This window comes from Lysinibacillus sp. FW12 (assembly GCF_050817245.1).
GTDB classification, from domain to species: Bacteria; Bacillota; Bacilli; order Bacillales_A; family Planococcaceae; genus Lysinibacillus; species Lysinibacillus irui.
This window is the reverse complement of sequence record NZ_CP139094.1, coordinates 4,499,558-4,513,573: the sequence shown is the minus strand read 5'-3', so window position 1 is coordinate 4,513,573 and position 14,016 is coordinate 4,499,558. Positions and strand designations below refer to the sequence as shown.

General features: G+C 42.8%; 7 protein-coding genes and 2 rRNA genes. All 9 read left to right on the top strand.

The window, feature by feature from the left end:
* The first annotated feature begins 11 nt into the window (after window positions 1-11).
* The 9 genes from hutU (at window position 12) to SJW71_RS23125 (ending at window position 14,007) form a co-directional block, all read left to right on the top strand.
* The gene (hutU, locus tag SJW71_RS23165) at window positions 12-1,682 is read left to right on the top strand and encodes a urocanate hydratase (RefSeq protein WP_312507215.1); all 1,671 of its coding nucleotides are present in this window, start codon (window positions 12-14) and stop codon (window positions 1,680-1,682) included.
* On the top strand, window positions 1,679-2,956 hold the full coding sequence (gene hutI, locus SJW71_RS23160; protein ID WP_431811611.1) for an imidazolonepropionase: 1,278 nt from the start codon (window positions 1,679-1,681) through the stop codon (window positions 2,954-2,956). The genes hutU and hutI overlap by 4 nt, the downstream gene beginning before the upstream one ends.
* 152 nt (window positions 2,957-3,108) lie before the next feature.
* On the top strand, window positions 3,109-3,909 hold the full coding sequence (locus SJW71_RS23155) for an NUDIX domain-containing protein (RefSeq protein WP_322612096.1): 801 nt from the start codon (window positions 3,109-3,111) through the stop codon (window positions 3,907-3,909).
* A gap of 84 nt (window positions 3,910-3,993) precedes the next feature.
* Entirely contained in the window at window positions 3,994-4,548 is a 555-nt protein-coding gene (locus tag SJW71_RS23150; RefSeq protein ID WP_312507217.1) for a cysteine hydrolase family protein, read from the top strand.
* Window positions 4,549-4,571: 23 nt separating this feature from the next.
* On the top strand, window positions 4,572-6,038 hold the full coding sequence (locus SJW71_RS23145) for a nicotinate phosphoribosyltransferase (protein WP_431811610.1): 1,467 nt from the start codon (window positions 4,572-4,574) through the stop codon (window positions 6,036-6,038).
* 5 nt (window positions 6,039-6,043) lie between these two features.
* Window positions 6,044-6,658: a nicotinate-nucleotide adenylyltransferase gene (gene nadD / locus SJW71_RS23140; protein WP_274795272.1), complete on the top strand. Its 615-nt coding sequence runs from the start codon at window positions 6,044-6,046 to the stop codon at window positions 6,656-6,658.
* 162 nt (window positions 6,659-6,820) lie between these two features.
* Complete coding sequence (locus tag SJW71_RS23135) at window positions 6,821-8,674, top strand: SLC13 family permease (protein ID WP_274795273.1); 1,854 nt, start codon at window positions 6,821-6,823, stop codon at window positions 8,672-8,674.
* 548 nt (window positions 8,675-9,222) lie between these two features.
* A 16S ribosomal RNA gene (locus SJW71_RS23130) occupies window positions 9,223-10,774 on the top strand.
* A 305-nt stretch (window positions 10,775-11,079) separates the two neighbouring features.
* Window positions 11,080-14,007: ribosomal RNA gene (locus SJW71_RS23125) — 23S ribosomal RNA — on the top strand.
* The 16S and 23S rRNA genes sit together here, the layout of an rRNA operon.
* The last annotated feature ends 9 nt before the right edge of the window (window positions 14,008-14,016 follow it).

The following is a 14,016-nucleotide window of genomic DNA, read 5'->3' as shown; positions in this document are numbered from 1 at the left end:
GAGTGTTTTGTATGGTATTCAAAACAGAAATTCGTGCACCACGTGGAAATGAACTAACATGTAAGGGTTGGACACAAGAAGCAGCTATGCGTATGCTAATGAACAATTTGGACCCAGAGGTTGCAGAAAACCCGGATGAACTGATTGTTTATGGAGGTATTGGTAAGGCTGCCCGTAACTGGGAGAGCTATGAACAAATTATTGCTTCTTTAAAAGAATTAGAAAATGATGAAACATTGCTCATTCAATCTGGGAAGCCAGTAGCTGTTTTCCGTACACACGAGCATTCCCCACGTGTATTAATTGCCAATTCAAACCTTGTTCCTGCATGGGCAAATTGGGATCATTTCTATGAATTAGAAGATAGAGATTTAATGATGTATGGTCAAATGACTGCAGGAAGCTGGATTTATATTGGTGCTCAAGGTATTTTACAAGGTACTTATTTATCGTTTGTTGAAGCAGGGAAAAAAGTATTTGGCACTGCGGATTTACGTGGTAAATTCATCCTTACAGGTGGTATGGGTGGCATGAGTGGTGCACAGCCATTAGCTGGAAAAATGGCAGGAGCTGTAATTCTAGTTGTTGAAGTAGAACGTGCACGCATTGAACGTAAAATTAAAGAAGGTTACTGTGATTACATTGTGGAAACGGTGGACGAAGCAATTGCCTTAGTGAATAAATTACGTGACCAAAAAGAGCCTGCATCAATTGGTCTTGTTGGTAACTGTGCAGACGTCAATCGTGAACTGCTAAATCGAGGGATTATTCCAGACTTTGTAACAGATCAGACATCTGCACATGACCCTATTAATGGCTATGTACCAAACGGCATGACATTTGAAGAAGCACTAGAACTGCGTAAATCAGATGTTAAAACATATGAACGAAAATCGAAAGAAACAATGGCAGAACATGTGCGGACAATGCTAGAGTTCCAAGAAGCGGGCGCTGAAGTATTTGATTATGGTAATAACATTCGTGCATACGCTAAAGAGATGGGTGTAACAAATGCCTTTGATTTCCCAGGCTTTGTACCAGCATATATTCGTCCATTGTTCTGTGAAGGCAAGGGTCCATTCCGTTGGGCGGCTCTTTCAGGAGACCCAGAGGATATTTATAAAACAGATGCACTTGCGAAAGAGATGTTCGCTGAAGATGAAGGCCTTGTTAACTGGATTGATATGGCGCAAAAAATGGTTAAATGGCAAGGCTTACCTGCACGTATTTGCTGGTTAGGCTATGGTGATCGCCACCGTTTTGCATTAAAAGTAAATGAAATGGTTGCCAATGGTGAATTATCAGCGCCAATTGTCTTTGGCCGTGATCATTTAGATTCAGGTTCAGTGGCATCGCCAAACCGTGAAACAGAAGGAATGTTGGATGGTTCGGATGCAGTATCCGATTGGCCAATTTTAAATGCTCTTGTCAATACAGCGAGTGGTGCAAGCTGGGTAAGTGTACACCATGGTGGTGGTGTTGGAATGGGTTATTCCCAACATGCAGGCCAAGTGCTAGTAGCAGATGGATCTGAGCTTGCTGCAGAAAAAATTGCACGTGTATTAGTTTCAGATCCAGGGATGGGCGTTGTTCGTCATGCAGATGCAGGCTATGACATTGCTATTAATACAGCGAAAAACAAAGGTGTGCATATACCAATGTTAAAGGGTGATGTGAAGTGACCATTTTAATCAAGAATGCCAATGAAGTGATTACATTAAAAAGTAACATACAAGGTCCGCGTACGAAGGAACAAATGCGTGAAATTGCAGTGCTAGAAAACGGCTCTGTTCTTATTGAGGCAGATCATATTGTTGCTGTTGGAGCTTTGGATCAACTAGAGGTAGACTTTCCTGATTTAGTAAAGAAAGCGGAGACTATTGATGCTTCAGGTAAGATAGTTATGCCAGGGTTAGTTGATTGTCATACACATTTAGTACATGGTGGGACTCGTGAACAAGAGTTTAATATGCGACTTAATGGTTCTACCTACATGGAAATTATGAATGCTGGTGGTGGCATTCACGCTACAACTAAACGTACACGGGAAACTAGCTTTGAAGATTTATATGAAAAAACGATGCAACACTTAGATGTATTTTTAAAGCATGGTGTGACAACAGTTGAAGCGAAATCAGGCTATGGCTTGGATTGGGAAACAGAAAAGAAGCAGCTGGAGGTAGCAAAACAATTACAAGCTACACATGACATTGATGTCGTGAGTACATTTATGGGAGCGCATGCAGTACCGCGAGACTATAAAGGTCGTGAGGATGAATTTGTTGATGTCGTCATCAAGGATATGTTACCTAAAGTGGCCGAGCTAGAACTAGCTGAATTTAATGATGTATTTTGTGAAAAAGGTGTATTCACACCAGAGCAATCTCAACGAATTTTAGAAGCGGGGAAAGCACTTGGTTTAACCCCGAAAATACATGCTGATGAAATCGAGCCATATAAAGGTGCAGAGCTTGCTGCGGAAGTAGGGGCAATTTCGGCAGAGCATTTGTTAGTGGCATCGGATGAAGGTATTAAAAAAATGGCTGAAGCAGGTACAATTGCTGTCTTGCTACCGGGAACAGCATTCTTCTTACGGGCACCATTTGCAAGAGGACGCCTAATGATTGATGAAGGGGTGCCCGTAGCAATCTCAACGGACTTTAATCCTGGATCATCTCCGACAATGAGTCTACCATTTATTATGAATTTAGCTTGTATGCATATGGGTATGACATTGGAGGAAGTATTAACAGCTACAACGATTAATGCGGCTTATGCACTGAATCGGGGCGAACAAATAGGGTCCCTTGAAGCGGACAAAAAAGCGGACGTTGTGATTCTAGATGTTGCTAATTACAAGCAATTACAATACTTCTACGGTATGAACCATACACATACGGTCATCAAAAATGGTCAAGTTGTTGTGCAAAATGGAATTCTGCTGAAAGATCAATAATACTATGGGCATAAATAAGGCTAGAAAGCTTTATTTATGCTTTTTTTATATATAGGTTGCAATTACTTTGGTAATAGATTATAATCGATCTAAATAGTAATTCATAAATTACAAATTACTAAAACCTTGTTATTGATTGAAGGGGTTACTCAATGAAAAAATTTCATACTGAAGAAGAAGTGCTTGCGAATTATGATTCTTCAAAATATCAAACACCTGATGGGTATACAGCGGATATTGCTATTTTTACAATTACGTCAGAGAAAATAGAAGAAAAAGCACCTCCTCAAATGACACTGAAGATTATGTTAATTAAGCGTGCGGCAAAAGATGCTGAAGGAAACCCGAATATTGAAGGGGGAAAATGGGCACTTCCAGGAGGATTTGTAGATGCTGTTCAAAAGGAAACAGCATATATCGCTGCTAGAAGAGAATTAAAAGAAGAAACAAATGTAGAAGGTTTACATGTACAACATTTTGGTGTTTATGATGAAATCGATCGAGATCCACGTGGTTGGATGATATCGAATGCGTTTTATGCAATTGTTCCTGAGACATATATAGAGCAACGCCAAGCTAATGATGATGCTGATGATGTACAGTTATTTGATATAGAAAATGTATTTTCGCTACAGTTAGCTTTCGATCATCGAAGAATTATTACAGATGCGTTGGAATTTATTAAAAGGGATATGATACAAACGACAGTTGCCAAAAACTTTTTACCACAAGAGTTTACTTTATCTGAATTACAGCGGGTGCTCCTGACAGTTGGAGAAGATCCTCGAATTTCAAATGATTCAGTATTTTTTACAAAAGCACCTAAATTACCTTTTATCCAAAAAGTGTTAGATGAGGAAGGTAAACCGAAGAAAACGAAACGCAATTCATTTAGGCCTTCACAACTTTATACATTCACTGATTTTGAAATAGTGGAGTCCATCTATCATTAGGAAAGAGCCATCTTTCCTGATTGTTTTAAATGAAGTAATTTGTAATTTTAATATTACTAATTAATAAAGTGGAGTGATGAGACGATGATGAAAAAACGTGCATTAATTAATATTGATTATACAGTGGATTTTGTAGCGACAGATGGAGCTCTTACTTGTGGAGAGCCTGGGCAGTTACTCGAACATACAAATGTTGAATTAACAAAGGATTTTATTAAGAACGGTGATTTTACAGTTTTTGCGATAGATGTTCATGAACAGGGGGATGTCTACCATCCAGAAACAAAGCTATTCCCACCACATAATATTCGAAATACAGAAGGTAGAAATTTATATGGTGCATTAAAGCAACTATATGAGGCAAATAAAGAGCAGGATTGCGTCTATTACATGGATAAAACACGCTACTCTGCTTTTGCAGGAACAGATTTAGAATTGAAATTACGTGAAAGAGGAATCACTGAGCTTCACTTAATCGGCGTTTGTACAGATATCTGTGTTCTTCATACAGCAGTAGATGCTTATAATAAAGGGTTCGATATTGTCATTCATAAAGATGCTGTTGCCTCCTTTAACCAAGCAGGACATGAGTGGGCATTAGGGCATTTCGAGCACACGCTCGGTGCCACTATTATTTGACAATAAGGGATGGAGGAGAAAACATGAAATATGCAGACGATAGCTTCATGTTACACACAGATTTATATCAAATTAATATGGTTCAAGCTTATTGGCAAGATGGTGTTCAACAACGAAAAGCTGTTTTTGAGCTATATTTTAGAAAACTTCCATTTGGCAATGGCTATGCGGTATTTGCTGGTTTGAAAAAAGTGATCGATTTTATTAATAACTTTAGATTTTCCCAAAGTGATATTCAATATTTACGAGAAGAGGGGAAATATCCAGAGGATTTTCTTCAATATCTGCAGGAACTTAAGTTTACAGGAAGCATAAAGGGAATGAAAGAGGGTGAACTTGTCTTCGCCAATGAACCTATCCTGCGAATTGAAGCACCATTGGCAGAGGCCCAATTAATCGAAACCCCTTTGTTAAATATTGTGAACTACCAAACGCTCATCGCCACAAAGGCTTCACGTATCAAGCAAGTGACAGATGAGGATATTGTTATGGAGTTCGGCACTCGACGTGCACATGAATTTGATGCTGCAATTTGGGGTACTCGGGCTGCTTATATAGGTGGATTTTCTGCAACAAGTAATGTGAGAGCGGGGAAATTGTTCGGTATTCCTGTGTCAGGAACTCATGCCCATGCAATGATTCAAACCTATCGAGATGAGTATACTGCTTTTAAAAAATATGCAGCAGCGCATAAAGACTGCGTTTTCTTAGTAGATACTTATGACACGCTACGTTCAGGCGTTCCTAATGCTATTCGTGTGGCAAAGGAGCTTGGAGATCAGATTAATTTTGTTGGTATTCGTTTAGACAGTGGCGATTTAGCCTACCTTTCAAAAGAGGCAAGAAAAATGCTAGATGAAGCAGGGTTTACAGAAGCTAAAATTATGGCTTCGAATGATTTGGACGAATATACAATCATGCATTTAAAATCGCAAGGTGCGCGAATCGATGCATGGGGCATCGGAACAAAGCTAATTACAGCCTACGATCAAGCTGCTCTTGGTGGAGTATACAAATTGGTTTCTATTGAAGATGAGAGGGGAGAAATGGTTGACACCATTAAAATTTCAGCAAATCCTGAGAAAGTAACTACACCAGGGCGTAAACGTGTTTACCGTATTATTAATAATGAGAATGGTCATGCTGAAGGGGACTATATTGCATTAGATGAAGAAAACATAGAACAAGAAGAAAGATTAAAAATGTTCCACCCTATTCATACGTATATTAGTAAATTTGTTACGAATTTTTCAGCAAAAGAGTTACATGAAAGTATTGTCGAAAAGGGAAAAGTGATTTATGAGGAGCCGACTCTTCAAGAAATTCAAGCATATGCGAAGGAAAATTTACGTTTGCTCTGGTGTGAGTACAAACGAACAATGAATCCAGAAGAGTATCCAGTCGATTTAAGTCAAGCTTGCTGGGACAATAAAATGGCAAGCATACAGACAATTAAAGAAAAAATCTCACAAGGAAACAGCAGGAGGTAGATAAAATGGCGAGGATAGGTATTTATGGTTCATCTTTTGACCCTATTACCAATGTTCATCTTTGGACAGCAAGTACGGTCGCACACCGCTGTAAATTAGATAAAGTTATCTTTTTGCCATGCTCAAATAAACGCAAAGATAAAACGATAAAAACCGCTGATATTCATCGTTGGAATATGCTACAGCTCGCTATTGCTAAGGACGATCGTTTTATTGCAGATTCCTATGAGATGGACCAAGAAGGCTGGAACATCTACACATATGACACGATGAAATACTTTAGAGAAAAACATCCAGATGATGAAGTCCATTTTATCATGGGGGCTGATTTATTAGTGGATATTGGTGCAGGGCTGTGGAAAAAAGGCGACGCATTAGTAGCAGAAAATAAATTTATTGTAATGGCAAGACATGGCATTGATATGCTGTCCACGATTAGTCGTTCTCCTATATTAAGGAATCATGATGATGGTAGATTCCATCTAATCGATAAAGGGCTAGCGATGGAAATTAGTTCTACCTATATTCGAGAAGAATTTGCTATGCGGGGAGAACCAAGATACCTCTTGCCTAATGCATGTTACGACTATATTAAAGAACATCATCTTTATCAAAAATAGTAAAGTACGGTTAAAAGTGTGGATAGGTGCCACACTTTTTTAATTTTGAAAAGATGGTGAATTTTATCATATGCTCCTCTAGGTAAGCTATAATAAAAAGAGCAATAACATACAATCTTTTTGCTGGTAATAATTATAATGATTAATGTTAGAAAGGAATTCATGGATGTGCAACTTACATTAACATTTCTTATTTTAGGAGTAACGATTTTCGCATTTGTGACCAATAAAGTACGGGCAGATCTTGTAGCAATTGTGTCACTTCTAGCATTTGTCATTACGAATATTTTAACGCCGGCCGAGGCATTAGCTGGTTTTTCTAACTCTGTCGTTTTAATGATTGCAGGGTTATTTGTCGTGGGTGCAGGAATTTTACGGACAGGACTTGCAGGAATGGCAGGGCAACTTTTACTTAAGTGGTCTGGTAATAGTGAGCTAAAACTATTTGTGTTACTGCTTATTATTGTAGGATCAGTCGGTGCCTTTATGAGTAATACCGGTACTGTAGCACTAATGATGCCGATAGTCGTGAGTATAGCAATTAGTATGAAAGTCAGCCCTTCTAAATTTCTTCTACCACTTTCATATGTAGCAAGTCTTTCTGGGCTGATGACTTTGATTGCATCACCAACAAATTTAATCGTTAGTCAGTTATTGGTCGACCGAGGCTATCATAAACTTGGCTTTTTTGAAGTGACCCCTATTGGTATTATCGGGATGATTGCGGGGATAACTTACTTAGTACTTGTGCGTAATATTTTGTTACCAAAGGATCGTAATCGAACTCAGACAAATGAGGGGTATAAACTTTCACCTAAGAAAATTATTAAGCAATATGATTTAAATAATCGCCTATTTAAAATCTCTGTTCCTGATGAATCACCTATTATTGAAACATCTTTAGCAGAATTAAAACTGCCAGCTACGTATATGCTTTGTATGATGAAAATTCATCGTAAATCTCAGGAGGGCATTAACTTATTACCGATGACTTATCAAGAAATGGCTGGTCCAACAAGTGTTATACATGCAAAAGACGAGCTATATGTTCAAGGTGAAGAAGAGGATATTCGTCGGTTTGTTGAGGATTATCAGCTTGAGATGCAAGGATTAGTAGAAGGAGAAGCCGACGAACTAGTATCGAAACATCTTGGTATTGCAGAAGTATTGCTCACACCTAATTCAAGCTTTATCAATGAAACGGTCAGCTCTCTTGGATTCCGAGAAAAATATAACTTAAATATCATTGGTATTAATCGTAGAGGTGGCTATAAGCTCCAAGATATGGTTTCACATAAATTGAAATTTGGAGATGCGATATTAGTGCAAGGAGCATGGGATGAAATTCTTTTGTTAGCAAGAGAGACCCAGGATGTTGTGGTTGTCGGTCAGCCTAAGGAACATGCAAGTGTAGCAGCGGCTACAGGCAAAGCTGGTATTGCAGGTATTATTATGTTGTTCATGATTTTTTTGATGGCATTCGAAATTTTTCCTGCTGTCATCTCGGTCATGATTGGTGCTGTCCTAATGATATTGACGGGTTGTTTAAGAAACATGGAAGATGCCTATAGCAATATGAATTTTGAAAGTATCGTGCTTGTAGCTGCTATGCTGCCAATGGCGACAGCATTAGAAAAAACAGGAGGCATGGCTATTTTATCTGATGGGATCATCAATGCTCTAGGCGATTTCGGACCTTATGGTGTACTAATAGGTGTTTATATTTTAACTGCTGTATTTGGTCAATTTATTAGTAATACAGCAACTGCAGTATTGTTTGCGCCGATTGCCATGAGTGCCGCCATTGCAATGGATGTAAGTCCCACAACATTTATGATTGCAGTTGCGGTAGCCGCAAGTATGGCATTTGCTACACCAATTGCTTCCCCAACAAATGCACTAGTAATGACAGCAGGGGGCTATAAATTTATGGACTTTGTCAGAATAGGGGTTCCATTACAAATTGTTATGTTCATTGTCATGATGGTAGCCATCCCATTCTTTTTCCCATTTTAAAATCTCAGGCTATCCATCTAAAGGAATCGAGAAGTACTTCTCGATTCTTTTCTAATTGATCACGTGGAGTAGATTTGATGTTTCGTCCGTCATAAATGTAAATGAAAAAGAACATAGAGAAAGTCTCAACTTTTTTTAGTCTATCTTTAGGTTGAAAACTCAATTTTAATATTCAATTATTTTGATTATAGTTCTAAAAAAACTACTAAATTATTATCGAGGGATATGCTAAAATAAAATACAACAGCTAGTGAAAACATCTTTATTAGCCAAAATATTTTATGTTATTAATATAGGAAGTTTTCCTGCTTTGAGAAAAAACTTAATTTTTTTTTAGAAAAAGTGTTGACCTTTTAAAAATAAGGGTGTAGTATTATACAAGTCGCCACGGTGACACGCTAAAATAAAGCAAAACATGAACCTTGAAAACTGAACAAGCAAAACGTAATCAATAAAGTTTTAAGTAACTAGTTTTGGCTAGTGAACGAAACAAAATTTTGGACATCAAAATTGATGCCAGCAAAACAATTTGAGCTAATCAAATTTCTTTTATGGAGAGTTTGATCCTGGCTCAGGACGAACGCTGGCGGCGTGCCTAATACATGCAAGTCGAGCGAACAGAGAAGGAGCTTGCTCCTTTGACGTTAGCGGCGGACGGGTGAGTAACACGTGGGCAACCTACCTTATAGTTTGGGATAACTCCGGGAAACCGGGGCTAATACCGAATAATCTGTTCCACCTCATGGTGGAACACTGAAAGACGGTTTCGGCTGTCGCTATAAGATGGGCCCGCGGCGCATTAGCTAGTTGGTGAGGTAACGGCTCACCAAGGCGACGATGCGTAGCCGACCTGAGAGGGTGATCGGCCACACTGGGACTGAGACACGGCCCAGACTCCTACGGGAGGCAGCAGTAGGGAATCTTCCACAATGGGCGAAAGCCTGATGGAGCAACGCCGCGTGAGTGAAGAAGGTTTTCGGATCGTAAAACTCTGTTGTAAGGGAAGAACAAGTACAGTAGTAACTGGCTGTACCTTGACGGTACCTTATTAGAAAGCCACGGCTAACTACGTGCCAGCAGCCGCGGTAATACGTAGGTGGCAAGCGTTGTCCGGAATTATTGGGCGTAAAGCGCGCGCAGGCGGTCCTTTAAGTCTGATGTGAAAGCCCACGGCTCAACCGTGGAGGGTCATTGGAAACTGGGGGACTTGAGTGCAGAAGAGGAAAGTGGAATTCCAAGTGTAGCGGTGAAATGCGTAGAGATTTGGAGGAACACCAGTGGCGAAGGCGACTTTCTGGTCTGTAACTGACGCTGAGGCGCGAAAGCGTGGGGAGCAAACAGGATTAGATACCCTGGTAGTCCACGCCGTAAACGATGAGTGCTAAGTGTTAGGGGGTTTCCGCCCCTTAGTGCTGCAGCTAACGCATTAAGCACTCCGCCTGGGGAGTACGGTCGCAAGACTGAAACTCAAAGGAATTGACGGGGGCCCGCACAAGCGGTGGAGCATGTGGTTTAATTCGAAGCAACGCGAAGAACCTTACCAGGTCTTGACATCCCGTTGACCACTGTAGAGATATAGTTTCCCCTTCGGGGGCAACGGTGACAGGTGGTGCATGGTTGTCGTCAGCTCGTGTCGTGAGATGTTGGGTTAAGTCCCGCAACGAGCGCAACCCTTGATCTTAGTTGCCATCATTTAGTTGGGCACTCTAAGGTGACTGCCGGTGACAAACCGGAGGAAGGTGGGGATGACGTCAAATCATCATGCCCCTTATGACCTGGGCTACACACGTGCTACAATGGACGATACAAACGGTTGCCAACTCGCGAGAGGGAGCTAATCCGATAAAGTCGTTCTCAGTTCGGATTGTAGGCTGCAACTCGCCTACATGAAGCCGGAATCGCTAGTAATCGCGGATCAGCATGCCGCGGTGAATACGTTCCCGGGCCTTGTACACACCGCCCGTCACACCACGAGAGTTTGTAACACCCGAAGTCGGTGAGGTAACCTTTTGGAGCCAGCCGCCGAAGGTGGGATAGATGATTGGGGTGAAGTCGTAACAAGGTAGCCGTATCGGAAGGTGCGGCTGGATCACCTCCTTTCTAAGGATTATTTCGGAATACAAACCTAGGGTTTGTAAGATTACGTTTTGCGTTCAGTTTTGAAGGTTCATTCTTCCGAATGAAATACTTCAAAACTTGTTCTTTGAAAACTGGATAAAACGACATTGAAATTGTAACAAACACATTTATTTTTTAAGTTTTTTATAGGCTTAATAACATTAGTAAGGTTTCAAGACACAAGCAGTTCTAGGAAGCAATCGAGTGAATGAAGGAGCGTACTTCAGTACGTGACTGATTGAACGAGTGAAGCTGACAACGAAATGCGATGTGTATTGAAAGCTGTAGGTTAAGTTATTAAGGGCGCACGGCGAATGCCTTGGCACTAGGAGCCGAAGAAGGACGGCACTAACACCGATATGCTTCGGGGAGCTGTAAGTGAGCTTTGATCCGGAGATTTCCGAATGGGGGAACCCACTACGTTTAATCGCGTAGTATCTTGACGTGAATACATAGCGTCTTGAAGGCAGACCCAGGGAACTGAAACATCTAAGTACCTGGAGGAAGAGAAAGAAAAATCGATTCCCTGAGTAGCGGCGAGCGAAACGGGAAGAGCCCAAACCAAGAGGCTTGCCTCTTGGGGTTGTAGGACACTCTATACGGAGTTACAAAAGAGCGAGTTAGATGAAGCGACTTGGAAAGGTCCGCCAGAGCAGGTAAAAGCCCTGTAGTCGAAAGTTCGTTCTCTCCTGAGTGGATCCTGAGTACGGCGGAACACGTGAAATTCCGTCGGAATCCGGGAGGACCATCTCCCAAGGCTAAATACTACCTAGTGACCGATAGTGAACCAGTACCGTGAGGGAAAGGTGAAAAGCACCCCGGAAGGGGAGTGAAAGAGATCCTGAAACCGTGTGCCTACAAGTAGTTAGAGCCCGTTAATGGGTGATAGCGTGCCTTTTGTAGAATGAACCGGCGAGTTACGATTACGTGCAAGGTTAAGCTTTAGAAGGCGGAGCCGCAGCGAAAGCGAGTCTGAATAGGGCGAAATAGTACGTGGTCGTAGACCCGAAACCAGGTGATCTACCCATGTCCAGGGTGAAGGTAAGGTAACACTTACTGGAGGCCCGAACCCACGCACGTTGAAAAGTGCGGGGATGAGGTGTGGGTAGCGGAGAAATTCCAATCGAACTTGGAGATAGCTGGTTCTCTCCGAAATAGCTTTAGGGCTAGCCTCGTGATGAGAATACTGGAGGTAGAGCACTGTTTGGACTAGGGGGCCATCCCGGTTTACCGAATTCAGACAAACTCCGAATGCCAGATATTTATACACGGGAGTCAGACTGCGAGTGATAAGATCCGTAGTCAAAAGGGAAACAGCCCAGACCACCAGCTAAGGTCCCAAAGTAATCGTTAAGTGGAAAAGGATGTGGCGTTGCACAGACAACCAGGATGTTGGCTTAGAAGCAGCCATCATTTAAAGAGTGCGTAATAGCTCACTGGTCGAGTGACGCTGCGCCGAAAATGTATCGGGGCTAAACGATTCACCGAAGCTGTGGATTGACATCTACGATGTCAGTGGTAGGAGAGCGTTCTAAGTGCGTTGAAGTCAGACCGGAAGGACTGGTGGAGCGCTTAGAAGTGAGAATGCCGGTATGAGTAGCGAAAGACGGGTGAGAATCCCGTCCACCGTATGACTAAGGTTTCCTGAGGAAGGCTCGTCCGCTCAGGGTTAGTCGGGACCTAAGCCGAGGCCGACAGGCGTAGGCGATGGACAACAGGTTGATATTCCTGTACCACCTCCTCACCGTTTGAGAAATGGGGGGACGCAGTAGGATAGGGTAAGCGCGCTGTTGGTTATGCGCGTCCAAGCAGTAAGGCGTGTGTGTAGGCAAATCCGCACACTGTAACGTTGAGCTGTGATGGCGAGTCCGTATGGACGAAGTTCCTGATTTCACACTGCCAAGAAAAGCCTCTATCGAGGTGAGAGGTGCCCGTACCGCAAACCGACACAGGTAGTCGAGGAGAGAATCCTAAGGTGTGCGAGAGAACTCTCGTTAAGGAACTCGGCAAAATGACCCCGTAACTTCGGGAGAAGGGGTGCTCTTGAGCGTGCAAGCGCATGAGAGCCGCAGTGAATAGGCCCAGGCGACTGTTTAGCAAAAACACAGGTCTCTGCAAAACCGTAAGGTGACGTATAGGGGCTGACGCCTGCCCGGTGCTGGAAGGTTAAGAGGAGTGGTTAGCGCAAGCGAAGCTGCGAATTGAAGCCCCAGTAAACGGCGGCCGTAACTATAACGGTCCTAAGGTAGCGAAATTCCTTGTCGGGTAAGTTCCGACCCGCACGAAAGGCGTAACGATCTGGGCACTGTCTCAACGAGAGACTCGGTGAAATTATAGTACCTGTGAAGATGCAGGTTACCCGCGACAGGACGGAAAGACCCCGTGGAGCTTTACTGTAGCCTGATATTGAATTTTGGTACAACTTGTACAGGATAGGTAGGAGCCAGAGATCTCGGAGCGCCAGCTTCGAAGGAGGCGTCGGTGGGATACTACCCTGGTTGTATTGAAATTCTAACCCATGCCCCTTAGCGGGGCAGGAGACAGTGTCAGGCGGACAGTTTGACTGGGGCGGTCGCCTCCTAAAAGGTAACGGAGGCGCCCAAAGGTTCCCTCAGAATGGTTGGAAATCATTCGTAGAGTGTAAAGGCACAAGGGAGCTTGACTGCGAGACCTACAAGTCGAGCAGGGTCGAAAGACGGGCTTAGTGATCCGGTGGTTCCGCATGGAAGGGCCATCGCTCAACGGATAAAAGCTACCCCGGGGATAACAGGCTTATCTCCCCCAAGAGTCCACATCGACGGGGAGGTTTGGCACCTCGATGTCGGCTCATCGCATCCTGGGGCTGTAGTCGGTCCCAAGGGTTGGGCTGTTCGCCCATTAAAGCGGTACGCGAGCTGGGTTCAGAACGTCGTGAGACAGTTCGGTCCCTATCCGTCGTGGGCGTAGGAAATTTGAGAGGAGCTGTCCTTAGTACGAGAGGACCGGGATGGACACACCGCTGGTGTACCAGTTGTCTTGCCAAAGGCATCGCTGGGTAGCTATGTGTGGACGGGATAAGTGCTGAAAGCATCTAAGCATGAAGCCCCCCTCAAGATGAGATTTCCCATTACGCAAGTAAGTAAGATCCCTCAAAGACGATGAGGTAGATAGGTTCGAGGTGGAAGTGTGGTGACACATGGAGCTGACGAATACTAATCGATCGAGGACTTAACCAAATTGTTTGA

Excerpts from the sequence above, each read along its gene's own strand:
- nadD (WP_274795272.1), top strand. The coding sequence starts at position 6,044 with ATGGCGAGGATAGGTATTTATGGTTCATCTTTTGACCCTATTACCAAT.
- SJW71_RS23145 (WP_431811610.1), top strand. The coding sequence starts at position 4,572 with ATGAAATATGCAGACGATAGCTTCATGTTACACACAGATTTATATCAA.
- SJW71_RS23155 (WP_322612096.1), top strand. The coding sequence starts at position 3,109 with ATGAAAAAATTTCATACTGAAGAAGAAGTGCTTGCGAATTATGATTCT.
- SJW71_RS23150 (WP_312507217.1), top strand. The coding sequence starts at position 3,994 with ATGATGAAAAAACGTGCATTAATTAATATTGATTATACAGTGGATTTT.
- SJW71_RS23135 (WP_274795273.1), top strand. The coding sequence starts at position 6,821 with ATGGATGTGCAACTTACATTAACATTTCTTATTTTAGGAGTAACGATT.
- hutU (WP_312507215.1), top strand. The coding sequence starts at position 12 with ATGGTATTCAAAACAGAAATTCGTGCACCACGTGGAAATGAACTAACA.